Below are 23,274 nucleotides of genomic sequence, written 5' to 3'. Positions count from 1 at the left end.
TTTTTTGTGCGCGTAACAAAAGCGCGATTTGTACAAGCTTCCACAGGCAGCGCTCGGCAACTATGAGCTTGGGGTGTTGTTAGTTATTCTCTATTGATGCTTACGATTTAATGAATTTGTAGGTGTCATGTTGATAGTCAATACTCCCTCCAAGCCGATTAGCCGGCAGTTCCAAGTCCGACCTGAGGAAAATTGAGCATGAGCCAGAATAAAGTCCTTACCACCGCCAGCGGCGCTCCCGTTGCGGACAACCAGAATTCCCGTTCAGCCGGCCCGCGCGGCCCGCTGCTTCTCGACGATTTTCACCTGATCGAGAAGCTTGCCCATTTCAACCGTGAAAATATCCCTGAGCGTCGCGTGCACGCCAAGGGATCGGGTGCCTACGGTACCTTCACGGTCACCCGAGACATTACCCAGTACACCAGCGCCAAATTGTTCGAGTCCGTTGGTAAGCAAACTCCAACGTTCCTGCGCTTCTCCACTGTGGGTGGTGAGCGTGGTTCGGCAGACACTGAGCGCGATCCCCGTGGTTTTGCCTTGAAGTTCTACACCGAAGAAGGCAATTGGGACATCGTGGGTAACAACACGCCGGTGTTCTTCATACGCGATCCGCTGAAATTCCCAGATTTCATCCATACTCAGAAGCGCTTGCCGCAAAGCAACCTGAAAAGCGCCCAAATGATGTGGGACTTCTGGTCGCACTCTCCAGAGGCGCTGCACCAGGTCACCATTCTGTTTTCGGACCGTGGTATTCCCGATGGCTACCGTCATATGCACGGCTTTGGTAGCCACACCTACAGCTTGATTAACGCCAACGGCGAGCGACACTGGGTGAAGTGGCACTACAAGACCAAGCAAGGCATCAAGAACCTGGCGCCGGCTGAGGCTGCACGCTTGGCCGGTACCGATCCTGATTATGCCCAGCGTGATCTGTTTGGTGCGATTGAGCGTGGTGACTTCCCGAAATGGCGGGTTTGCATCCAGATCATGACCGAGGCCCAGGCGAACGCTCATTACGAGAATCCGTTTGATGTGACCAAAACCTGGTCGCAGAAAGAGTTTCCGTTGATTGAAGTGGGCGAGTTGGAGCTTAACCGTAACCCGCAGAACTACTTCGCTGAAGTGGAGCAGGCAGCATTCGGTCCAAGCAACATGGTTCCAGGTGTTGGCTTGTCGCCAGACCGCATGCTGCAGGGTCGCGTTTTCGCTTATGCGGATGCTCACCGCTACCGCGTGGGCACCAACCATCAGCAGTTGCCGGTGAATGCTCCACGCAGCCCGGTGAATAGCTACCAGCGTGATGGTTCGATGGCATTTGGCAGCAATGGTGGTGCAACTCCGAACTACGAGCCGAACAGCTACGCCGAAGCACCCAAGCAAGCGCCTCAATACGCCGAGCCAGCATTAGCTTTGAGCGGTGCAGCTGATCGTTACGATCACCGTGAAGACACCGACTACTACAGCCACGCCGGTGCGCTGTTCCGCCTGATGAGCGATGAGCAGAAGACATTGCTCACCAGCAACATCGCGGGGGCAATGGGCGGAGTTTCCAGTGATGTGGTCCAGCGTCAATTGCAGCACTTCTACAAGGCAGATCCTGCTTATGGAGAAGCAATCGCAAAGGCACTGGGTGTATCGCTTAACTGACTCTAAACGATAAGCAGAACCGCCCTCATTTGGGCGGTTTTTGCGTTATTTCAGCTACTTTTCTCCGGAAATCTTCACTTTTCTGCCGTTAGTCCCGTGACCTCCGCGTCATCATGGTTCAAACTACAGACTTTCAAGCAGGGAGATGTAGGGCGATGCAAGGTCACCCCGACGTAATCGATTACCTCAACACGTTGCTGACGGGCGAACTGGCAGCTCGTGACCAATATTTCATCCACTCGCGCATGTACGAAGACTGGGGTTTTACCGAACTCTACGAACGTATCAACCACGAAATGGAAGAAGAGGCGCAGCACGCCGACGCACTCATGCGCCGTATCCTGATGCTCGAAGGTACGCCACGTATGCGTCCCGACGACCTGGACGTGGGCACCAGCGTACCTGATATGCTCGCAGCCGATCTTCGCCTTGAATACAAAGTGCGTGCCGCGCTCTGCAAGGGCATCGAGCTCTGCGAGCAGCACAGCGACTTCGTCACGCGGGAAATCCTGCGCGTGCAGTTGAACGATACCGAAGAAGATCACACTTACTGGCTGGAAAAGCAGTTGGGCCTGATCAAGTTGGTGGGGCTGGAGAATTACCTGCAATCGCAGTTCTGATTTCCGGCTACAAAAAAGCCCCTGTCACCTCAGCAGTGACAGGGGCTTTTTATTGAGCCTTGATATCAGGCCCGGTCGCGCTCCAGCAATGGTTTCAAGTAGTAACCAGTATGCGATTGCGGCATCTCGGAGACCTGCTCCGGAGTACCTACGGCAATGATCTGGCCACCCTTGGATCCGCCTTCCGGCCCTAGATCAACCAGCCAGTCGGCGGTCTTGATCACATCGAGGTTATGCTCGATCACCACCACGGTGTTGCCGTGGTCTCGCAAGCGGTGCAACACGTCCAGCAGCTGCTGAATATCCGCGAAGTGCAGGCCGGTTGTTGGTTCATCCAGGATATAAAGGGTCTTGCCCGTATCGCGTTTGGACAGCTCGCGAGACAGCTTCACCCGCTGCGCCTCACCACCGGACAACGTAGTCGCCGACTGTCCCAGCTTGATATACGACAGACCCACATCCATCAATGTCTGCAGCTTGCGCGCCAACGCCGGGACTGCGTCGAAGAACACTCGAGCTTCCTCGATGGTCATCTCAAGGGTTTCATGGATGCTCTTGCCCTTGTACTTGATCTCCAGGGTTTCGCGGTTATAACGCTTGCTCTTGCACACATCGCACGGTACGTAGATGTCCGGCAGGAAGTGCATCTCCACCTTGATCAAGCCATCGCCTTGGCATGCTTCGCAACGCCCGCCCTTGACGTTGAACGAGAACCGGCCAGGACCGTAGCCCCGAGAACGGGATTCCGGCACGCCAGCGAACAGTTCCCTAATTGGTGTGAACAGCCCGGTATAGGTAGCCGGGTTGGAGCGCGGTGTGCGGCCAATCGGGCTCTGGTCAATATCGACCACCTTGTCCAGGTGTTCCAGGCCCTTAATGCTGTCGTGCGCGGCTGCTTCCAGGGTGGTCGCGCCGTTCAAGGCGGTGGCACTCAGGGGGAACAAGGTGTTGTTGATCAGCGTCGACTTGCCTGAGCCGGAAACACCGGTCACGCAGGTCAGCAGGCCCAGGGGAATTTCCAGGTCTACATTGCGCAAATTGTTGCCGCGCGCGCCCTTGAGGTGCAATGCCATCTTCTTGTTGCGCGGTGTGCGCTTGGCTGGCACTGCGATTTTCACGCGGCCAGACAGGTACTTGCCGGTCAACGAGTCGGGGTGTGCCATTACCTCGGCAGGCGTGCCCTCGGCGACAATATGTCCACCATGCACGCCGGCGCCTGGGCCAATGTCAACCACGTAGTCCGCCAGGCGAATCGCGTCTTCATCGTGCTCGACCACGATCACTGTGTTGCCGATGTCCCGCAGGTGTTTCAACGTGCCCAACAGGCGATCGTTATCGCGCTGGTGCAAACCAATCGATGGTTCATCGAGGATGTACAACACCCCCACCAGGCCGGCACCAATCTGGCTGGCCAGGCGAATCCGCTGCGCTTCACCGCCGGACAAGGTATCGGCGCTGCGGTCCAGGGATAGATAGTCCAAGCCGACGTTAACCAGGAACTGCAAGCGCTCGCGAATTTCCTTGAGGATCTTGTCGGCAATTTCCCCACGGCGTCCGGTCAGCTTCAGTACACCAAAGTATTCGCAGGCATCGCCGATCGGCAGGTTGGTCACCGCGGGCAAGGTTTTTTCGCCGACCCACACATGCCGCGCTTCACGACGCAGGCGAGTGCCCCGGCAATCCGGGCAAGGTTGAGTGCTGAGGAATTTCGCCAGCTCTTCGCGCACGCTCGCCGATTCAGTCTCACGGTAGCGCCGCTCCAGGTTCGGCACGATACCTTCGAACGGGTGGGAGCGCTTGACGATGTCGCCACGGTCGTTCAGGTACTTGAAGTCGACGTTCTGCGAACCGCTGCCATTGAGGATGACCTTCTGCTGGTCTGCCGGCAGTTGGTTGAATGGCACTTCAAGGCTGAACTTGTAGTGAGACGCCAACGATCCCAGCATCTGGAAATAGTAGACGTTACGCCTGTCCCAGCCGCGTATCGCTCCCTCCGCCAACGTCAGGTCGCCGTTGACCAGACGCTTGATGTCGAAGAATTGCTTCACGCCCAGGCCATCGCAGGTCGGACAGGCGCCGGCCGGGTTGTTGAAGGAGAACAGCTTGGGTTCCAGCTCGCTGATCGCGTGGCCACAGATCGGGCAGGCAAAGCGTGCGGAGAAGATGATCTCCTCGCCCGGCTCGTCATCCATCGGCGCCACCAGGGCTATACCGTCTGCCAGCTTCAACGCGGTCTCGAACGATTCCGCCAGACGCTGCTGCAGGTCGGCTCGTACCTTGAAGCGATCGACCACTACATCAATCGAGTGCTTCTTCTGCTTGTCGAGTTTCGGCGCTTCGTCCAGCTCATACAGCTTGCCGTTGATGCGCGCACGTACAAAGCCCTGTGCACGCAGCTCTTCGAATACAGAGAGATGTTCGCCCTTACGCTCGCGAATCACCGGCGCCAGCAGCATCAGCTTGGCGCCTTCCGGCTGGGCCAGCACCAGGTCGACCATCTGGCTGACGGTCTGGGCCTCCAGCGGAATGTCGTGGTCCGGGCAGCGAGGGATGCCTACCCGCGCGTACAGCAGGCGCAGGTAGTCGTAGATTTCGGTGATGGTGCCCACGGTAGAACGCGGGTTATGGGAGGTCGACTTCTGTTCGATGGAAATCGCCGGCGACAGGCCTTCAATGGTGTCGACGTCTGGCTTTTCCATCATCGACAGGAACTGACGGGCATAGGCCGACAGCGATTCCACATAACGACGCTGACCTTCGGCATACAGCGTATCGAACGCCAGGGACGATTTGCCGGAGCCGGACAAGCCGGTGATGACGATCAGTTTGTCCCGGGGCAGGGTCAGGTCGATGTTCTTCAGGTTGTGGGTTCTAGCCCCACGAATCAGGATCTTGTCCAAGATGGCCTCGCACGGCGGGCGTAAATAATGCCGGAGTATACGGCTAAAGACTGGATGAATATACACTGTCAAAAGGCCGCTTGCAGCCTTACATGAAAGCTGCGCGGCAAACCGCCGCATATACCCTCTCAATCGATGGGACTGGTAGAATCGCCGCCGGTTCACACGAGGTTTTTCCATGCACGATCCCCACAGCGAACGCATGAGTAGCGGCGAGACCCGAGCAGCAAGCGGTCTGGCCCTGGTGTTCGCGTTCCGTATGCTTGGCATGTTCATGGTGTTGCCGGTACTGGCGACCTATGGAATGGATCTGGCAGGCGCGACTCCCGCACTCATCGGCCTGGCGATTGGCGCCTATGGCCTGACCCAGGCGATTTTTCAGATCCCGTTCGGAATCATTTCCGACCGTATTGGCCGGCGTCCGGTGATTTACCTCGGGCTGATCGTCTTCGCCCTCGGCAGCGTGCTGGCGGCACAATCCGATTCGATCTGGGGCGTGATCGCCGGACGCATCCTGCAAGGTGCAGGGGCGATTTCCGCTGCCGTCATGGCGCTGCTGTCCGACCTGACCCGCGAGCAACACCGCACCAAGGCCATGGCCATGATCGGCATGACCATCGGCCTGTCGTTCGCCGTGGCCATGGTCGTCGGCCCGTTGCTGACACGTGCCTTTGGCTTGCACGGCTTGTTTCTTGCCACCGGCGGCATGGCATTGTTCGGGATCGTGATCGTGGCCTTCATGGTGCCGCGCTCCACTGGCACGTTGCAGCACCGTGAGTCGGGCGTTGCACGCAAGGCACTATTGCCGACGCTCAAGCACCCGGACCTGTTGCGCCTGGACTTAGGTATCTTCGTATTACACGCAATGCTGATGTGCAGCTTCGTCGCCTTGCCCCTGGCGCTGGTGGAAAAAGCCGGGCTGCCCAAGGAACAGCACTGGTGGGTCTACCTCACCGCACTGCTGATTTCGTTCTTCGCCATGATCCCGTTCATCATCTATGGCGAGAAGAAACGCAAAATGAAACGAGTTCTGCTCGGCGCCGTCGCGACATTGATGCTCACTGAACTATTCTTCTGGCAGTTCGGCGACAGCCTACGGGCGCTGGTTATCGGCACGGTGGTGTTCTTCACCGCGTTCAACCTGCTGGAGGCTTCATTGCCTTCGCTGATCAGTAAAGTTTCACCGGCGGGTGGCAAGGGCACGGCGATGGGGGTGTATTCCACCAGCCAGTTCCTTGGCTCGGCGTTGGGCGGCATCATGGGCGGCTGGATGTTCCAGCATGGCGGTTTGTCGGTTGTGTTCCTCGGATGCGCCGGGCTGGCTGCACTTTGGTTGGCCTTTGCTGTTACCATGCGCGAACCTCCCTACGTCACAAGTCTGCGTTTGCCGCTATCGCCCGAGGCGATCCGTGAAAGCGGTCTGGTAGAGCGCCTGAAGGCTGTCGTAGGGGTAACAGATGCAGTCGTGGTCGCTGAAGAGGCGGCCATTTACATCAAATTGGACACCGAATTATTGGATCGCGCGACGCTCGAGCAACTGGTCAACCCAGTGCCGACAGCGCGCCCAGCATAGGAGAACGTTATGGCCCGTGGGGTTAACAAAGTCATATTGGTCGGTACATGCGGCCAGGATCCCGAAGTTCGCTACTTGCCTAACGGTAACGCCGTGACCAACCTGAGTCTGGCGACCAGCGAACAGTGGACCGACAAGCAAACCGGCCAGAAGGTCGAGAAGACCGAGTGGCACCGTGTGTCGATGTTCGGCAAGGTGGCAGAGATCGCCGGTGAGTACCTGCGCAAAGGTTCGCAGGTCTACATCGAAGGCAAGCTGCAAACCCGCGAGTGGGAAAAAGACGGCATCAAGCGTTACACCACTGAAATCGTGGTCGACATGCAGGGCACCATGCAACTGCTGGGCGGCCGTCCGCAGGGCGACCAACAGGGCCAGGGCGGCATGTCCAACTCGGCACCGCGTCCACAACAGTCGCGCCCGCAGCCAAGCCAGCAGCCACAGCGTGAGTCGCGTCCAGCACCGCAACAGGCCGCTCCGCAACCGGCTCCGGATTTCGACAGCTTTGATGACGATATTCCGTTCTAGGATATATCTCGGAGCAATCCGTATAGCTTTCCCGAAAAGCCCCGTGAGCCCTGCTCTCGGGGCTTTTTTGCAGGTTTGCATTCAGAACCGCTGATCAACACACTCATGGATGAACACCGTGTCGAACAAACTGCTCCGCTGCCTGCTGGCCCTTGTTTTCGCGTCCGGCTGCACCTCGCTACACGCTGATTCAAACACTTACGCGACGCTCGCCAGCGACAAACGCCTGATTGTCGGGATCTGGGCCATGCAGGCATTGAACGAAGGTCAAACGACGGTGGCTGAGTTCAGGCCCGATGGTCAATTGTTGATGCACGCGTTCGATTGCGTGAAATCAACCCGGGCGCCGACGAATGTGGTCGCGTATTCGGTGGCCGACGATGGCCAGGTGATCAACATGATATTGCCGACAAAAACCATTGAGCTGAAGGTGCTGACATTCTCGCCCGAGGCGATGCAGTTCACCTCCCGAACGGATGGCATGGAGATCAGGTATGACTTGGAAAAGGTCGACAAGGTCGACTCCGTGTGCGAACGGTACCCTCAGCTCAAGGCCGAACAGGCTCGAATCACGCCCTATAATCCCAGTGATTTCGTCGCAGCCCCAGCCATTCCCGAACATCCGAATATGGACCGCTACGTCGGTAAATGGAGCTCCAGTAATTTTGTGATGTATGAAATTGCCCGAGATGTGAACGGAGTTTTTTACCTGAGTACGCCCAGTGACAAAAACTGGCATTACCTCTACAACAACGTTCACTGGATAGGCAATGCACTGCATTTCCAACGGTATACCTACTCGGACCATGAAGAGGCGTTTCGTTTCCCCAAGCACAAATTACTCACCCCCACCAGTCTTGAGCCCATGCTTGACGGCCGGATGCGCGAAGACTTCATCATGAATGACGATCCGTACATGAGTTTTCTGCAACGGATGAAATGACGGCGTGGAAGATCGCCAGCCCTGGCATTTGTCCTCATGGAGCACACGATTTAGGCTGTAGCCCACTTCAACAGAACAAGGAGAGCCGCGATGACCTGGTCAGCCAAGCAGTACAGGATGTTTGAACAACAACGCACTCGTCCGGTCCGTGACCTGGTCGCGGCCATCCCGAATACCGATGTGCGCACAGCGGTCGACCTGGGTTGCGGCCCTGGCAACTCCACTGAAGTGCTGGCTGAGCGTTTCCCTCAAGCACACGTCATCGGCATGGACAGCTCCGACGATATGTTGATCGACGCCCGCAAACGCCTGCCGGAATTGAGCTTTGAACTGGCCGATATCGGCGTCTGGAGTCCCGCGCAAAAATTCGACGTGATCCTCGCCAACGCCTCGCTGCAATGGCTGCCCAGCCACGGCACGCTTTACCCTCATCTGGTCAACCAGCTGACGCCCGGCGGCACGCTGGCGGTGCAAACCCCGGACAACCTCGATGAGCCTGCACACCGGCTTGCGCGTGAAGTCGCGGCCGAGGGCTCGTGGTCTGCAAAGCTTGGTGCGGTCAAACACAATGAACGGCACGCCGCGAGTTACTACTACGAACTGCTGAGCAAACACTGCAGTACCGTCGATGTTTGGCGTACCACCTATCTGCACCCTTTGGCGGATCATGCGGCCGTGGTGGAGTGGTTTAAGGCCTCGGCTTTGCGACCCTTTCTCGCGCCGCTGACCGATAGCGAAAAAGCCGCCTTCCTACAGGAATACCAGACGCGGATTGCCCAGGCTTATCCAGCTCTAGGCGATGGCACCGTATTACTGCCCTTCCCGCGCCTGTTTATCATCGCGACCCGCTGACGGCACAGAAGCAAGCAGCGCTTAAGCCGCTGCTGCTTGTGCCTTCAAATACTCATCCGCCGACACTACGCCCGCGTAGCCAAACGCCAACGATGCCATATACGCGCCATGCACCTGCGCCGCCGGAATCACCTGACCATTGAATTCCAGGTCGCGGGTGGCACACGCGTCATGAATCACCGTGACCTTGTAGCCAAGGTCCGCTGCCGCCCGCACCACAGCATCGACGCACATATGGCTCATGCTGCCGACTATCACCAGTTCGGTGATGCTGCGCTGCTCCAGCAGGGCGCGTAGATGGGTTTCGCGGAACGCATTCACGAAGTGTTTAAGCACCACCGGCTCGCTGCCCTCGTTCAGCACCTTGGGGTGCAAATAAGCGCCTTCGGAGCCAGGCGTGAAGAACGGCGCATCCTCGGACGTGAATTCATGGCGCACATGAATCACCGCATCGCCCGCTTGGCGAAAGGCCTTGAGTACCTGCGCCGCCTTGTCCGCTGCAGCTTCGACACCATCGAGTGGCCACTTGCCTTGGGGGAAGTAGTCGTTCTGGATATCGATTAGGATGAGCGCTTGCTTGGCCATGGGTATTGCCTCGTGATGGGTTGATAGGGCCAGTATGTTAGCTGGCGACGGGGCGCGGGATTGGCTGCACCGACAATAACAGGGGGAAAACTGACAATGGCGGTTGTTGAGCTGGGCGTATTGATCTACCAGGGGGCGCAGTTGGCAGCGGTGCACGGTTTGACCGACCTGTTCGGCGTCGCCAACCGGATCGCCGCCGAGCATCACTCTGCGCAGTTGCCTCTATTGCGGGTCAGCCATTGGCAGGTGGACGCGAGTGGCAGACCCACAAGGGGATTCGCCAGCCACCCCGGCCCTGACCAACCGATGATGGCCGTGCTGGTGCCACCGTCGATTGGCGAATTCACCGAAGAACAGGCGCCCTCTGCGTTGCTGGAGTGGATTCGCCAGCAACACGCGGCGGGCACCGTACTCGGGGGCGTGTGCATTGGCTCGATCCTGCTGGCGCGCAGTGGGTTGCTGGATGGGCGCAGCGCCACCACCCATTGGTCTTCCGCAAAGTCCTTTGCCGCGCGTTACCCGGCCGTGCGCCTGGAAGCGGATAAACCCATCGTCGATGACGGCGATCTGATCACGACGGCCGGGCTGATGGCCTGGTCCGAGCTGGGCCTGCGCCTGGTCGACCGCCTGATGGGCCCGAGCATTGCCGCCGACACCGCGCGTTTCCTGGTGATCGAACACAGCGACAGCGCCAGCCAATGCGGCAGTAACTTCGCGCCGATCCTCAGCCATGGCGACGCGGCCATCCTCAAGGTTCAGCATGGGTTGCAAGCCAGTGGCGCGGTGGACGTGTCTGTCGCCAGCATGGCGCAAGAGGCTGGGCTGGAGGAGCGCACCTTCCTGCGACGCTTCCGCAATGCTACCGGCTTGAAACCCACTGAATACTGCCAGCACCTGCGCGTGGGCAAGGCGCGGCAGATGCTGGAGTTTACCAACGGCACCATCGACCATATTGCCTGGACCGTGGGCTATCAGGACCCCAGCGCTTTTCGCGCCATTTTCAAAAAAATTACCGGGTTGGCCCCCAGTGACTACCGCAGCCGTTTTGGCGTGTGAATCGTGCAGAACACCGTACGTTCAAGGTGTCGTCGTGCAGAATCAGGCAGGCCAACTGCCATCGCTTTTTCGACAACGGCTTGATTTTAAAAGCATCCTCTTTGAAACAACCTTGGCGTGATACCTGCAGCCTTCCCCCCACACACATGGCAGGATGGCCAAGGGGGATGCATGACCCCGATTCAACGCAAAAAATGGATCGTCGCTCACTCCACGCGAGCGGGCGCGCCCCAGCATGAAGTCGAAACCAACCGCGCGTTGGCCCGATGGCTGGCGCAGATACTGGGGCTCAAATTCGGCGGCAGTTATGACCCACAAAAGCATGCCGGCTGTGAACTTTACCTGCTGCCCACGCAGACTCTGGTAGGTCCTGCCCAGGCACGCGAACTTCACGTCAGCGGTCCGGCGGACCTGTGGGGCGGTTATGTCGATCACGACTTTATCTGCACCAAGGCCATCAGCCATGGGCTGCTATGCCCCCAAGCGAAAGCCCCCGAAGGCTGGTCGCCGTTATTCTGCGAGCGTGTACGCGATGTTGTGCTGGCGGGTCTCAGCGTATTTGCCTTGGAGGATGCACGACCTGCCGCCGAACGCCTGCTGTACAACGGGCCGATCCGCCTGAAACCGGTGCATGCCTGCGCCGGGCGCGGCCAGGAAGTTATCCACAGCCTGGATGAGTTCGAGGCTGTGCTGGCGCGCCCCGAAGCGGTCCGAATGTTCAGCGAAGGCGTCGTGCTGGAACAAGACCTGCACGATGTGGTCACCCATAGTGTGGGCCAGAGTTTTATCGGCGATCACGTCATCAGCTACTGCGGCGAGCAATACCTGACCCAGGACGGACAGGGCGAGGAGGTCTACGGTGGCTCCAACCTGCTGGTGGTGCCTGGCGGTTATGACGATTTGCTCGAGCTCGAGCTGCCCGACGACGTGCGCCAAGCCATCGAGCAAGCCCAGGTCTTCGACGCGGCCGCCGATGAGGCCTACCCGGGTTTCTACGCGTCTCGGCGCAACTACGACATCGCCCAGGGCCTGGACAGCGACGGCCAGCGCCGCAGCGGCGTGCTCGAGCAATCCTGGCGCATGGGCGGCGCCAGCAGCGCGGAAGTCGCGGCGTTGCAGAGTTTTATCAACCACCCGGGCCTGAAGGCGATTCATGTGTCCTCGGTAGAAACCTACGTGGACCAGGCGTTGCCCGCGGATGCCATCGAGGTGTACCGAGGCCCGGCCGAAAACAGCGACTTTCTTCTCAAGTATGTGACGGTTGAATCTTATGACGGCTAGAAGCGAAAGCATTGCAATCGACATCGACGACGAACAGATGAGCGGCACGTTCCTGAGTCCCAAATCCAAAGTGCCGGGTGTGTTGTTTGTGCACGGCTGGGGCGGTAGCCAGGAGCGTGACCTGGAACGCGCCAAAGGTATCGCCGGCCTGGGATGTGTGTGCCTGACGTTCGATCTGCGTGGCCACGCCGGCACGGGTATCCCGCTGTCCCGCGTCACCCGTGAAGACAACCTGCGCGATCTGCTGGCGGCCTACGACCGACTGCTCTCGCACCCGGCCATCGACACCTCGGCGGTGGCGGTGGTGGGCACCAGCTACGGGGGTTACCTGGCGGCGATCCTGACATCGTTGCGCCCTGTGCGCTGGCTGGCACTGCGTGTGCCGGCGCTGTACCGCGACGATGAATGGCTCAAGCCCAAGCGTGACTTGGACAAAATGGACTTGATGGACTATCGCAGCACGCTGGTGCGCGCCGAGACCAATCGCGCCTTGCACGCCTGCTCGGCATTCACTGGCGATGTGCTGATCGTCGAATCGGAAACCGACGACCATGTGCCCCACGCCACCATCATGAGCTACCGCGCGGCCTGCCAGCAGACCCATTCCCTGACTCACCGCATCATCGACGGTGCCGACCATTCCCTTAGCGACCCCGTGTCCCAGCAGGCTTACACCTCGATCCTGGTGGACTGGATCACCGAGATGGTGGTGGGCGAGCGGTTGAGCATCATCCAATCTCAGTAACGCGATCATGCCGGTGTTTTCTTCACCCGTAATGCCTTGGCTTTGGCCTCGACACCCAGGTACATCACCAACGCGATCAGCAGCGGCAGGATAAAGTAGATGGCCCTATAGGCGATCAGCCCGGCCAGCAAACTGCCGCGCGACGCTTCATGTTGCAGCAGGGCGATAAACACCGCTTCCAGTACCCCGAGCCCGGCCGGGATATGGGTGATAACACCGGCGATCGCGCTGATCAGCAGCACGCCCAGCACCAGCGGGTAGTCCAGTTTGGCGGGCAACAATGTAAAAATCACCGCAGCCATCAGCGACCAGTTCAACGCACCCAATGCTAACTGCAGGCACGCCATGCGCAGTGATGGCAGGTTGATCTCGATCCCCCGAATCGACCACGCACGCTTTTTCGAAAACTGGCACGCCGCCAGGTAACCCAGGCTGGCCAGTACCAACAACACGCCAACCCCCTGCAGGGCGCCGCTGCTCAGTTTCCAGCCTGGCGGCATGGTCACCAGGCCGCTGCTGAACACCACCCCGGCCAAGGCCATATAGCCAAACCAATTGGTGGCCAGGCTCAGGCCGAGGATCTTGGCGATATTGCCGGTGCTCACCCCCAGCCGCGAATACAGCCGGTAACGCATGGCGATCCCGCCGACCCAGGCGCTGAGGTTGAGATTGAACGCATAGCTGATGATCCCGACCGGCAGAATCTGCTTCCAGCGCAGCGGTTGGCGAATGTAGGTGCGGCCGATCAAGTCGAAGCAGGCGTAGACGATAAAGCTGCACAACGTCAGCGTGCCCGCGATCAGCAGGGTGCGCAGCTTGAAATCGCCCAGGGTCTGGAATACTTCGCTCCAGTCGATACGCCTTGCAAGCAGGGTGAACAGCACGATCAGCAGCAGGAAGAACGCCACGGTCAGCGGTTTCTTCCAACGCTTGAAGCGTGAACCGTTGGCTTCAGATGTCATGGGCTCGAGCCTCAAAGGGTTTCAACCGTGGCTTGTGCGCCGGCAACCAGCCCGTCAGCGCGGGGAAGTGGCGCATCACATGGAACACCAGGAAACCGACGGTCAATCGCCATAGCCACAGGCGCGGCTTGCGGTTTTCCGGCATGGTCTGGCAATGCTCCTTGGCGAGTACCTCCAGGCGTTCGTACAGCTGCTGATTGAACGCCCGGTCACGAATCAGCACGTTGGCCTCCAGGTTCAGCGACAGGCTCAACGGGTCGAGGTTGCTCGAACCCACCGTGCTCCACTCGTCATCCACCAGCGCGACCTTGCCGTGCAGCGGGCGCTGGCAATACTCATGAATCACCACGCCATCCTTAAGCAGATAGTCGTAGAGCATGCGCGCGGCCAGCTTGGCCAGCAGCACATCGGGCTGGCCCTGCATGATCAACTGCACTTTCACGCCACGGCGCGCCGCATTGCGGATCTCGCGCAGCAGGCGGTAACCGGGGAAAAAGTAGGCGTTGGCAATCACCGCGCGTTGTTGGGCTTTGCTCAAGGCATGGATATACGCCTCTTCAATGTCGTCGCGGTGTTGCAGATTGTCGCGGTAAATCAGGCGCACCAGGCCGTCGCCTGTATCGGTCGGCCAAGGCGATGGCCGTTGCTGGCGCCGTCGCCACCCGCGTCGCGTGCGCACCTGGCGCCCGCTTTGGGCGAGGGCAAAATGATGCAGGTCGCCCACCGCCGGGCCTATCACCTGCACCGCGTAATCCTGTTTGGCTTCTGGGCCAAAATCCCCCAAGTGGTCGGCAGAAAAATTGATCCCGCCGATAAACGCCACCTTGGCGTCCACCACCACGATCTTGCGGTGCAGTCGCCGAAACCAGTTGGTACGAACCCCCAGGGTCTTTGACGCGGGATCAAACATTTGCACCATGACGCCGGCGTCAGCCAGTTCGCTCAGGAACAACGGGCTCAGCTCGCCGCAACCAAAACCGTCGAGGCTGACCACTACCTTCACGCCACGTTGCGCAGCCTCGATCAGGATGCCTTGCAGCTCATGGCCGACCTTGTCCTCGAAAAGGATAAAGGTCTCCAACAGGATCTCGCGCTGGGCCTGGCGCATGGCGTCGAACACTTGGGGGAAATAGGCTTCGCCGTTCTCCAGCAATTCGATCTGGTTGCCGCTCTGCCAGCCGTAATCGAGGTCACGAGCCTTGGCATCATCCGGCGGCTGGTCGGTGGAAATATGCTCGACCGCAACGTTCATAGCTCAATCTCCACCGACAGGGGTACGTGGTCGGACAAATGGGACCAGGGCCGGGTGGTCAGCACCTTGGGGTTATGAATCTTTAGATTGCGTACGTAGATGCGGTCCAGCGGCAGCAGCGGCAGGCGGGCCGGGAAAGTGCGCGCGGGTTTGCCCAAGGCGTGCACGAACACTTCCGTGAGGCCGCTTTGGCTCAAGTCGGCGCGCTGGCGCCAGTCATTGAAATCCCCGGCAACCACCAACGGCGCATCGGCAGGAATTTCGCTGATGCGCTGCTCCAGCAAACGTAATTGCTGCTGGCGATGCACCTCGCGCAAGCCCAGATGAATACAGATCGCATGCACGTCCTGCCCGGTGCCTGGCAGGCGCAGCACGCAATGCAACAGGCCACGGTTTTCATGGCCGCTTTGGGAAATGTCGAGGTTGTCATAGCGCACGATCTGGAATTTCGACAGCAACGCATTGCCGTGGTCGCCATGGGGGTAGACCGCGTTGCGCCCGTAGGCGAACTGCGGCCAGATGCTGTCGGCGAGGAATTCGTACTGCGGCATGTTCGGCCAGTCGCTGTAGCGCTGGGGATGGCGTTCGTGGGTGCCGTGGATTTCCTGCAGGAACACGATGTCGGCTCCCACACTGCGCACCGCTTCGCGCAACTCGGGCAGGATGAAACGTCGGTTCAGGGCGGTGAAACCCTTGTGGATATTGACCGTCAGCACCGTGAACTGTGTGATGGCGACGGTGGGCGTAATGGAGACCCATTCCGGATGCGTCATGGCAACACCCCCGGTTCAGGCAACTTGCCGGGCTCGGTGGAAAGCTGCCTGTCCAGCCCGAAACGCTGCAGCAAGTGGCGTGCATCGAAGGGCGCACGCACTTTGATGTCATTGTCGAAAAAGCAAAACACATCCCGCTGTTTGCGGGCGCGAGGTTTGTGCTGCGGGGCGGCCAGGTGCGCATCGGCCGGTTGCTTGCCGTGGGCCCAACGTTCGATGCGATCGCCCCAGCGCTTGAGGGCTTCATCGGTATAACCGCTGGCGTACAGCTGCTTGTCGCCGTGCAAACGCAAGTACATGAAGTTAGCGGTAACATCTTCGAGATACGGCCACTTGCCGGCGGTGTCTGCCACCACCAGCGCCACGCCGTGCTTATCCAGCATCTGCACAAACTCCGGCACCGCAAAACTGTTATGACGAACCTCCACCGCGTGGCGCAGGGCGCGCTTGCCGTGGGCCTGCAGGCTGGCCTTGCCGTTCAGGCGCGGCTCATGCTGGTGGGCGAGGGTGGCGGCCTGCCGGGTGTCGGTGGGCAATTCGGCGAGGAAGGCTTCGAACAGCGGCGGATCGAATTTAAAGCTGGGCGGAAACTGCCACAGGATCGGGCCGAGTTTGTCTTTTAGCTCCAGCACTCCGGAGGCGAAGAAATTCGCCATCGGCTTGTGCACATCCTGCAGGCGCAGGATATGCGTGATGTAGCGAGGTGCCTTGACACTGAACATGAAGTCTTCAGGCGTTTGGGCATACCACTCGGCGTAACGCTTGGGAGTTTGCAGCGCGTAGAACGAACCGTTGATCTCGATGCTGTTGACGGCGCGTGACGCAAACTGCAGCTCGCGTTTCTGGGTCAGCCCCTCGGGGTAGAAATCCCCCCGCCAAGGCGTGTAGCGCCAGCCGGAAATGCCGATATGAATCGCCGCCATGGTTACTCCCGTCGATGTGGGTCGATTGACCTCCGTTTTGGGATGACCGTGCAATTTGCGCGAAAGTTTCCACCGTCCTACAGACGGTGCAGGTTCAAAACTGTGCCGAAGGCCATTACGCCTCACCTCGGCATTCAGGCCGCATGTGATATTTGCCCCAGCGGCAAAGATGCCGAAACCGGGGAACGATCAAGGCTCAAACCCGTCAGTTCCTTACAGACCCTTCTGAAGGAGCCCGGTGTTTTGCTGAATTTCAAGACTGCATTACTGCTCGGCGCGCTGCTTTTCTGCGGCAGCGACGCACTGCAAGCCGCGGCCACCGCGCCGGAAGCCGAAGCGCCGGCCAAACCCGAGTTGCTGGTGGAGGGCGGACTGCTCGGTGCCATCAGTTCCAGCATCGATGATGTGCAGAACAAGCTCGACCTCAATCAGAACCTCGTTGATGCCTGGCGCCTGCGCGCGGACCGCGCGGCAGATGAGGTCGGCCGGTTGGTTGACCAGACGTCGGAGCGTTCGCCGTGGAGCGTGGCCGGCGACTTTCTGCTGCTGTCCGGGGTGTGGGTCGGTGCCTTCGCGGGGTTGACGCTGCTGGGGCGGTTTATCGTGCTGCGCCTGAGTCGCCGTCCTTTCATCGAACGACGGGGGCGCCTGCAAGGCGTGCTGGGTTATGTGGTGCCCTACACGATCCCGGCGCTGATCTGCCTGCCGTTGACACTCTACGTCAGCCACTTTTTACCCACCTCGATAGGCCGTGCGCTGGCGCTGTGTTTTGCCTACGCCACCAGCAGCGGCATCTTTTCCACCTCCATGCTGCTGTGCGTCATCGTCATGTTCAATGTCGGCCACAAGCGGCCGGCGGTGCAGATCATTCGCGACTACTGCCCCAAGCCGCTGTTCCTGATCGGCTTCCTCGCGGCCCTCAGCGACGCCCTGACCAGCCCGCAGATTGCGCGTCAGCTCGGCGGTAATATCACCAGCAGTATCGCGGTGTTTACCGGCCTGTTCGCCGCGGTGATCTTTGGCGTGCTGGTGGTGCGCCTGCGCCGTCCGGTGGCTCACCTGATCCGCAATCGACCGCTGGCCCAGCGCCTGAAACATCCGGCGTTACAGCAGTCGCTGCGGGTATTCTCCGGGCTGTGGTACTGGCCGATCTTATTGATGGTCCTGGTCTCGGCGATCAACCTGATCGGCGCCGGCGACGACAACCAGAAGGCCCTGCGCTGCGCGTTGTTTACGACGATCCTGTTGATCGGTACGGTGTTTCTCAGCACGGTGCTGCAACACTTGTTCAAGTCCCGCAGCCAGGTGGCGATCCAACGCAGCAGTGCCTACAAGGAGCGCTTTCTCAGCCTGTTGCACGCGATCTTGCGCATCGTCATGGCCATCGCCTTTATCGAAATTCTCGGGCGGATCTGGGGCGTGTCGCTGTTCGAATTTGCCCAGCGCAACTCGGTGGGCCGTGCGATCAGCGACTCCCTCAGCAGCATCGGCCTGATCCTGCTGATGACCTGGTTGTTCTGGGTGGTGCTCGACACGGCGATCCAGGAAGCGCTGAAACCGCCGGTGAACAAACGCTCCAGCCGCCAGCCCAGCACCCGGGTGAAAACCATCCTGCCGCTGCTGCGCAATGCGATCAAAATCATCCTGGTGGTGATTTGCGCAATCACCACCATGGCCAACCTCGGCATCAACGTCGCGCCGCTGCTGGCGGGTGCCGGTGTGGTCGGGCTGGCGATTGGTTTCGGTTCCCAGCAACTGGTGCAGGACGTGATCACCGGCCTGTTCATCATCATCGAAGACACGCTGTCCATCGGCGACTGGGTGGTGCTCGACTCCGGCCACGCCGGCACCGTCGAAGGCCTGACCATCCGCACCCTGCGCCTGCGTGACGGCAAAGGCTTTGTGCATTCGGTGCCGTTCGGGCAGATCAAGGCGGTCACCAACCAGTCGCGGCAATTTGCCTATGCGTTCTTCTCGGTGCAGTTCACCTACGACACCGATGTGGACAAGGCCGTGGAGCTGATCCGCGAGGCCGGGCAGTCGATTCGCGACGATGTGTTCCTCAAGTACAACCTGCAAGGGCCGCTGGAGGTGTTTGGTGTCGACAAGATGGACCTGAATGGCGTGGTGCTCACGGCGCAGTTCCGTACCGTGTCCGGCGGGCAATATGCGGTGAGCCGTGCGTTTAACCAGCGTTTGAAAAAGCTTGTGGATAACTGTGATGAAGTGCACTTCGCGCAGACTTATCCACAGCAGGTTTTGCTGCCAAAGCGCACAACCCAGGTGGATGAGCCGGCTGAAGAGATGCCGGCGTCGGTGGTGTTGACGGATCAGCCCAGGCCTCAATGAGGCCTTCAAACTCAGTGCCTGATCAACTTCTCCTGCACCGCCTGCTGATCCACATCCAGCAGTATCTGCTGCTTGCCGGCGACCCTCACCGCCGCCGGCAACCCATCCCGATACACAATTCGATTCCCACTCACCGCCGGCACCTTGCTGCCCGGCAACAGTGTGCCCACCAGGTTCAGCGGGTCAGCCCCGCACACCGCAATCAAACTCCCGTCATGGGGCCTGCGCCGCACTTCGCGCAGCAACGGGATCGCTTCGGGCAAGGCAAACTGCTCACCCGCCAACCCGCTGACAAACCGCCCGCCACGAATCTCACCCCGCGCCTCCAGCCGATGGAACGTACGCAGCAATTCGCGCCAACTCGGCAACCAATCCGCCTCGCGCTCCAGCAAGCGCCAGAACACCACGCCATAACGGCGCAGCAAAGTCATCGCCACATGTTCCAGGGTTTCGGCCGAGTGCGGGCCGGCGGCGGCCGATGGGCGGCGAATCAGCGCCCAGCGCCCGGCATCGTCCATGCCGCCGATAAACGCCCCACGCCCGCGCCGACTGCTGCGCGCCTGGCGCTTGCTGGCCGGGGTGGTCAGTGCACGCAACCCGGCAAAGCTGTCGGCATTCACCAGGCCGGCGCCGACCAGTTCCTGCAAGGCGGTTTCCAGTTCGCTGCGCAGCAGATGGGCTTCGTGCACCAGCTCATCGAAAAACAGCGCGCCGTGTTCACGCAGGGCCAGGTGGACCTTTTGCGCCTTGAGCGACAGGGTCGTGCTGTCGGTGGGGTCGGTCAGCCCGCTCCACAATGCCACCTGGCTGCGCGGTAACAGCACCACCGGCGTGCTGCGCAGGGCGATGGCGCCGGACTTGTTGCTCAAGCGCGTCCATACCAGCTTGCCGCTGCGGCACAGGTCGTCGAGCCAGGTTGATGAGTAATCCTTGAGCCGTGCACTGAGCAGGTCACTGTCCCAGGCCGACGTGGCGGCGGCATACCCTTCGAACTGGCCGACAATCTGCGGCAACACGGCGCTGCCCTGGCCGCGCGTGCTCTCGGACAGGTGCTGCCAATCGAACAGGAAGCGCATGAAATCCTGCAGCGCCACCGGCTCGATTTCCCGGCGCAGGCGCTTGACCGTGTAGCGATGAATGCGCGCGAGCAGATGCCGTTCGCACCATTGTTCCTCAAGTGCGCCGGGGCTGAAGCGACCGCGCAGCACGTAGCCTTCCTGCTCCAGGCGGGCCAGCGCCTGGGTGACATCGCCCAGCGGCAAGGTCAGCGGCGCAGTGATCTCGATCAGGCGCTGCGGGCCGAAGCCACCAAGGCGCGCGCGCAGCAGTTCCACCAGTGCGTCGTCAAAGGTCCAGGACTCATCGAAGCCGGGGAGCAGTGGCAAATTGTGGGGATAGATCGCCTGCAAACACCCCAGGCGTTCCACTGCGACCCACAGGCCGTTGGGCAATTGATAGGCGCGGCCACCTTTAGCCAGGGCCTGCAACCACTCGGCCCATTGCGGGGTGACCTCGTTGCTGGCGATGCACGCCAGGCTCATCAATGCCTCATGCATTTCATCCACGCCATGGGGCGCCGGCCAGGCCTCTTCGCACACGCCGGCGATGGCGTCCGCGTCCAGTGCGCCGAGGTCGTCGGTGCTCTGCGGGTCGCTCCAACGGCGGTTGAGCACGGCCTGGGTGCGGCGTTCTTCCAGCGGTGCATCGTCGAGAAAGGTGTAGGGGCGCGCGCTGAGGATTTCGGCAGCCATGGGCGAGGGCGCCGGCAGGTCGCGGCTGATCAACCGCACTTCGCCGCGCTCCATGCGCCGCAGCAAGGCAAGCCACGCGTCGCTGTCCATGGCTTCGTGCAGGCAGTCGTCGAGGGTTTGCTCCACCAGCGGGTGCTCGGGCACTTCGCGTTCGCCGGCGAGGTTTTCCAGGCAGGCGATCTGGTCGGGGAACACGCTGGCGATCAGGTCTTCGCTCTTCATGCGCTGGATCTGCGGCGCCACTTTGCGCCCGGCGGTAAAGCGCGGCAGCGCCAGGGCCACGCCGGCGTTCCAGCGCCAGCGCACACCGAACAGCGGTGCATCCAGTACGGCCTGGATCAGCAGGTGTTCGGCACTGTTGCTGTTGAGGTAACGCCATACCTCATCGAGCTCGAAACTGTGGCTGGTGGACAGCGACAGCACGATCGCATTTTCACTGGCTGCCGCTTGCAGTTCAAAGTTGAAGGTGCGGCAAAAACGCTTGCGCAAGGCCAGGCCCCAGGCCCGGTTGACGCGGCTGCCGAACGGCGTGTGGATGATCAGTTGGGTACCGCCGGACTCGTCGAAAAACCGCTCCATGATCAACGTGTCCTGGGACGGCAACGCGCCGAGGGCCAGGCGCGCGCGGGCCAGGTAATCGAGGATCTGTTCGGCGCTGGCGCGGTTCAGGCCGAGGGTGCCGGTGAGCCAGTCATGCGCCGGTTGCAGGTCGCCGGGGCTGGCGCTGAGCAGGCTGTCGAGTTGCCCCTGCAAACGTGCGACCGCGGCGGATAACTCATTGCTGCGCCCCGGCGCTTCACCGAGCCAGAACGGAATGGTCGGCGGTTGGCCGTGAGCGTCTTCGACCCGCACTTTGCCGGCTTCGACCCGCAAGATCCTGTAGGACGTATTACCGAGCTGGAAGATGTCCCCGGCGATACTTTCCACCGCGAAGTCTTCGTTGACGCTGCCGATATTCAGGCCCTGGGGCTCCAGCAACACGCTGTAGTCGGCGTTGTCGGGGATGGTGCCGCCGCTGGTCACGGCGGTCAGCTTGGCGCCACGGCGACCGCGCAGGGTGCGGGTCAGGGCGTCGCGGTGCAGGTACGCGCTGCGGATGCCCTGGCGGCCGTTGTAACCGTCGGCGAGCATCTGCAGCAGCGCCTGGTAGTGGCGTTCATCCAGGGTGGCATAGGGCGCGGCGCGGTGGATCAGGTCGAGCAGGGCCTGTTCCGGCCACACCTGGGCACTGACCTCGGCGATGATCTGCTGGGCCAGCACGTCCAGCGGCGCCACCGGGACCTGCAAGGTGTCCAACTCGCCCCGGCGTACACAATCGAGCAGGGCGGCGCATTCGATCAAATCGTCGCGGGTCGTGGCAAACAGGCGTCCCTTGGGCGTGCCGCCGACCTGGTGCCCGGAGCGGCCCACCCGCTGCAGAAAACCGTTGATGGAGCCTGGCGAAGCGATCTGGCACACCAGGTCGACATCGCCGATATCAATCCCCAGTTCCAGGGACGCGGTGGCGATCAGCACTTGCAGCTCGCCGGCCTTGAGGCGTTGCTCGGCGTCCAGGCGCATTTCCTTGGCCAGGCTGCCGTGGTGGGCAGCGACGGCGCTCTTGCCCAGGCGCTCGCTCAAATGCCGGGCCAGGCGTTCGGCCAGGCGCCGGGTGTTGACGAAGATCAGCGTGGTGCGATGCTCACGGGCAAGGGCGGCGAGACGGTCGTAGACCAACTCCCAGACATCGTTGGCCATCACCGCCGACAGCGGCACCGGCGGCACTTCGATATCCAGGTCGCGGGCACGGGCATGGCCGATGTCGACGATGTCGCACCCCCGGTCGGTACCCACCAGAAAACGCGACACCGCCTCGACAGGTTTTTGCGTGGCCGACAAACCGATGCGGGTCAACGGCTCGGCACACAAGCCTTGCAGGCGTTCCAGGCTCAGGGCCAGGTGGCTGCCGCGTTTGCTGGCGGCGATGGCGTGGATTTCATCGACGATGACCGTGCGCGTGCTGCCCAGCATTTGCCGGCCGGAGTCCGAGCCCAGCAGCACGTAGAGCGATTCCGGCGTGGTCACCAGGATATGCGGCGGGCGCTTGCGCATCTGTGCGCGGTCTTTCTGCGGGGTGTCGCCAGTGCGTACGGCGGTGCGAATCACCAGCGGCGGCAGGCCCAGGCGCTGCAAATGCTCGGTGATCCCGGCCAGCGGGGTTTGCAGGTTGATCTGGATGTCGTTGGACAGCGCCTTGAGCGGCGACACATACACCACCAGCGTCTCGTCCGGCAGTTGCCCGCCATTGGCCAAGCCCTGGTGAACCAAGTCATCCAGCACCGCGAGGAACGCCGTCAGCGTCTTGCCGGAGCCGGTCGGCGCCGCGATCAGCGTTGAACGGCGCGCGCGGATCAGCGGCCACGCCTGGGCCTGGGCTCTGGTCACCGAGGGGAAGGTGTGGCGGAACCAGGTGCTGACGGCGGGGTGAAAGCCGTTCAATACCGGGTCGGTTGAATCAGGAAGGTTCATGCCTAAGTTATGCAGCCCACTCCAACAAG

17 protein-coding genes are annotated in these 23,274 nt (G+C 60.8%); 10 read left to right on the top strand and 7 right to left on the bottom strand.

Annotated features, from left to right (window positions below):
• Positions 1 to 198: 198 nt before the first annotated feature.
• Positions 199 to 1,647: a catalase gene (locus ACHPFG_RS28210; RefSeq protein WP_431701050.1), complete on the top strand. Its 1,449-nt coding sequence runs from the start codon at positions 199 to 201 to the stop codon at positions 1,645 to 1,647.
• A gap of 155 nt (positions 1,648 to 1,802) precedes the next feature.
• Entirely contained in the window at positions 1,803 to 2,267 is a 465-nt protein-coding gene (gene bfr, locus ACHPFG_RS28205) for a bacterioferritin (protein WP_032884537.1), read from the top strand.
• A gap of 65 nt (positions 2,268 to 2,332) precedes the next feature.
• Here bfr and uvrA read toward each other — a convergent pair whose 3' ends face one another.
• Positions 2,333 to 5,167, bottom strand: a complete 2,835-nt coding sequence (uvrA, locus tag ACHPFG_RS28200) for an excinuclease ABC subunit UvrA (RefSeq protein ID WP_431701049.1) — start codon at positions 5,165 to 5,167, stop codon at positions 2,333 to 2,335.
• Positions 5,168 to 5,345: 178 nt separating this feature from the next.
• Here uvrA and ACHPFG_RS28195 point away from each other — a divergent pair, with 178 nt between their 5' ends.
• From ACHPFG_RS28195 to tam, 4 genes are all read left to right on the top strand, one after another.
• A complete protein-coding gene (locus ACHPFG_RS28195) occupies positions 5,346 to 6,740 on the top strand; it encodes an MFS transporter (protein WP_015886131.1) in 1,395 nt (464 codons plus the stop codon).
• A gap of 9 nt (positions 6,741 to 6,749) precedes the next feature.
• Entirely contained in the window at positions 6,750 to 7,265 is a 516-nt protein-coding gene (locus ACHPFG_RS28190) for a single-stranded DNA-binding protein (protein WP_003232445.1), read from the top strand.
• Positions 7,266 to 7,383: 118 nt separating this feature from the next.
• Entirely contained in the window at positions 7,384 to 8,208 is an 825-nt protein-coding gene (locus ACHPFG_RS28185; protein WP_431701048.1) for a hypothetical protein, read from the top strand.
• Positions 8,209 to 8,298: 90 nt separating this feature from the next.
• Positions 8,299 to 9,060 carry a trans-aconitate 2-methyltransferase gene (gene tam, locus ACHPFG_RS28180; protein WP_431701047.1) on the top strand — a complete coding sequence of 254 codons (762 nt, stop codon included), beginning with the start codon at positions 8,299 to 8,301 and terminating at the stop codon, positions 9,058 to 9,060.
• 21 nt (positions 9,061 to 9,081) lie between these two features.
• Here tam and ACHPFG_RS28175 read toward each other — a convergent pair whose 3' ends face one another.
• Positions 9,082 to 9,645: a cysteine hydrolase family protein gene (locus ACHPFG_RS28175; RefSeq protein WP_431701046.1), complete on the bottom strand. Its 564-nt coding sequence runs from the start codon at positions 9,643 to 9,645 to the stop codon at positions 9,082 to 9,084.
• Between the two features lie 96 nt (positions 9,646 to 9,741).
• Between ACHPFG_RS28175 and ACHPFG_RS28170 the strand changes: the two genes are divergently transcribed.
• From ACHPFG_RS28170 to ACHPFG_RS28160, 3 genes are all read left to right on the top strand, one after another.
• Positions 9,742 to 10,701 (top strand): GlxA family transcriptional regulator, encoded by a 960-nt coding sequence (locus ACHPFG_RS28170; protein ID WP_431701045.1) that lies wholly within the window; start codon positions 9,742 to 9,744, stop codon positions 10,699 to 10,701.
• A 171-nt stretch (positions 10,702 to 10,872) separates the two neighbouring features.
• Positions 10,873 to 11,982: a DUF3182 family protein gene (locus tag ACHPFG_RS28165; protein WP_431701044.1), complete on the top strand. Its 1,110-nt coding sequence runs from the start codon at positions 10,873 to 10,875 to the stop codon at positions 11,980 to 11,982.
• Complete coding sequence (locus ACHPFG_RS28160; RefSeq protein WP_131700334.1) at positions 11,972 to 12,727, top strand: alpha/beta hydrolase family protein; 756 nt, start codon at positions 11,972 to 11,974, stop codon at positions 12,725 to 12,727. The genes ACHPFG_RS28165 and ACHPFG_RS28160 overlap by 11 nt, the downstream gene beginning before the upstream one ends.
• 5 nt (positions 12,728 to 12,732) lie before the next feature.
• Here the strand turns inward: ACHPFG_RS28160 and ACHPFG_RS28155 are convergent, their stop codons facing one another.
• Genes ACHPFG_RS28155 through ACHPFG_RS28140 form a run of 4 tightly spaced genes read right to left on the bottom strand, consistent with a single transcriptional unit; the run spans position 12,733 to position 16,637 of the window.
• Positions 12,733 to 13,689, bottom strand: coding sequence for a lysylphosphatidylglycerol synthase domain-containing protein (locus tag ACHPFG_RS28155; RefSeq protein WP_131700333.1), 957 nt, complete (start codon positions 13,687 to 13,689; stop codon positions 12,733 to 12,735).
• The gene (clsB, locus tag ACHPFG_RS28150; RefSeq protein ID WP_431701043.1) at positions 13,679 to 14,941 is read right to left on the bottom strand and encodes a cardiolipin synthase ClsB; all 1,263 of its coding nucleotides are present in this window, start codon (positions 14,939 to 14,941) and stop codon (positions 13,679 to 13,681) included. Before clsB ends, ACHPFG_RS28155 begins: the two co-directional genes overlap by 11 nt.
• On the bottom strand, positions 14,938 to 15,714 hold the full coding sequence (locus ACHPFG_RS28145; protein WP_431701042.1) for an endonuclease/exonuclease/phosphatase family protein: 777 nt from the start codon (positions 15,712 to 15,714) through the stop codon (positions 14,938 to 14,940). Before ACHPFG_RS28145 ends, clsB begins: the two co-directional genes overlap by 4 nt.
• Positions 15,711 to 16,637 carry a DUF72 domain-containing protein gene (locus ACHPFG_RS28140; protein ID WP_431701041.1) on the bottom strand — a complete coding sequence of 309 codons (927 nt, stop codon included), beginning with the start codon at positions 16,635 to 16,637 and terminating at the stop codon, positions 15,711 to 15,713. The genes ACHPFG_RS28145 and ACHPFG_RS28140 overlap by 4 nt, the downstream gene beginning before the upstream one ends.
• A 243-nt stretch (positions 16,638 to 16,880) precedes the next feature.
• Here ACHPFG_RS28140 and ACHPFG_RS28135 point away from each other — a divergent pair, with 243 nt between their 5' ends.
• Positions 16,881 to 18,986: a mechanosensitive ion channel family protein gene (locus tag ACHPFG_RS28135; RefSeq protein ID WP_431701040.1), complete on the top strand. Its 2,106-nt coding sequence runs from the start codon at positions 16,881 to 16,883 to the stop codon at positions 18,984 to 18,986.
• A gap of 11 nt (positions 18,987 to 18,997) precedes the next feature.
• Here ACHPFG_RS28135 and ACHPFG_RS28130 read toward each other — a convergent pair whose 3' ends face one another.
• Positions 18,998 to 23,245 (bottom strand): DEAD/DEAH box helicase, encoded by a 4,248-nt coding sequence (locus tag ACHPFG_RS28130; RefSeq protein WP_431701039.1) that lies wholly within the window; start codon positions 23,243 to 23,245, stop codon positions 18,998 to 19,000.
• Between the last annotated feature and the right edge of the window lie 29 nt (positions 23,246 to 23,274).

The organism is Pseudomonas sp. BR20 (genome assembly GCF_050780135.1).
Classification (GTDB): domain Bacteria; phylum Pseudomonadota; class Gammaproteobacteria; order Pseudomonadales; family Pseudomonadaceae; genus Aquipseudomonas.
The sequence above is the reverse complement of the archived record's forward strand: the minus strand, read 5'-3'. Positions and strand labels throughout refer to the sequence as shown.

Excerpts from the sequence above, each read along its gene's own strand:
- ACHPFG_RS28175 (WP_431701046.1), bottom strand. The coding sequence starts at position 9,645 with ATGGCCAAGCAAGCGCTCATCCTAATCGATATCCAGAACGACTACTTC.
- ACHPFG_RS28195 (WP_015886131.1), top strand. The coding sequence starts at position 5,346 with ATGCACGATCCCCACAGCGAACGCATGAGTAGCGGCGAGACCCGAGCA.
- ACHPFG_RS28160 (WP_131700334.1), top strand. The coding sequence starts at position 11,972 with ATGACGGCTAGAAGCGAAAGCATTGCAATCGACATCGACGACGAACAG.
- ACHPFG_RS28170 (WP_431701045.1), top strand. The coding sequence starts at position 9,742 with ATGGCGGTTGTTGAGCTGGGCGTATTGATCTACCAGGGGGCGCAGTTG.
- ACHPFG_RS28145 (WP_431701042.1), bottom strand. The coding sequence starts at position 15,714 with ATGACGCATCCGGAATGGGTCTCCATTACGCCCACCGTCGCCATCACA.
- ACHPFG_RS28190 (WP_003232445.1), top strand. The coding sequence starts at position 6,750 with ATGGCCCGTGGGGTTAACAAAGTCATATTGGTCGGTACATGCGGCCAG.
- clsB (WP_431701043.1), bottom strand. The coding sequence starts at position 14,941 with ATGAACGTTGCGGTCGAGCATATTTCCACCGACCAGCCGCCGGATGAT.
- bfr (WP_032884537.1), top strand. The coding sequence starts at position 1,803 with ATGCAAGGTCACCCCGACGTAATCGATTACCTCAACACGTTGCTGACG.
- ACHPFG_RS28155 (WP_131700333.1), bottom strand. The coding sequence starts at position 13,689 with ATGACATCTGAAGCCAACGGTTCACGCTTCAAGCGTTGGAAGAAACCG.
- ACHPFG_RS28130 (WP_431701039.1), bottom strand. The coding sequence starts at position 23,245 with ATGAACCTTCCTGATTCAACCGACCCGGTATTGAACGGCTTTCACCCC.
- ACHPFG_RS28210 (WP_431701050.1), top strand. The coding sequence starts at position 199 with ATGAGCCAGAATAAAGTCCTTACCACCGCCAGCGGCGCTCCCGTTGCG.
- tam (WP_431701047.1), top strand. The coding sequence starts at position 8,299 with ATGACCTGGTCAGCCAAGCAGTACAGGATGTTTGAACAACAACGCACT.
- ACHPFG_RS28140 (WP_431701041.1), bottom strand. The coding sequence starts at position 16,637 with ATGGCGGCGATTCATATCGGCATTTCCGGCTGGCGCTACACGCCTTGG.
- ACHPFG_RS28165 (WP_431701044.1), top strand. The coding sequence starts at position 10,873 with ATGACCCCGATTCAACGCAAAAAATGGATCGTCGCTCACTCCACGCGA.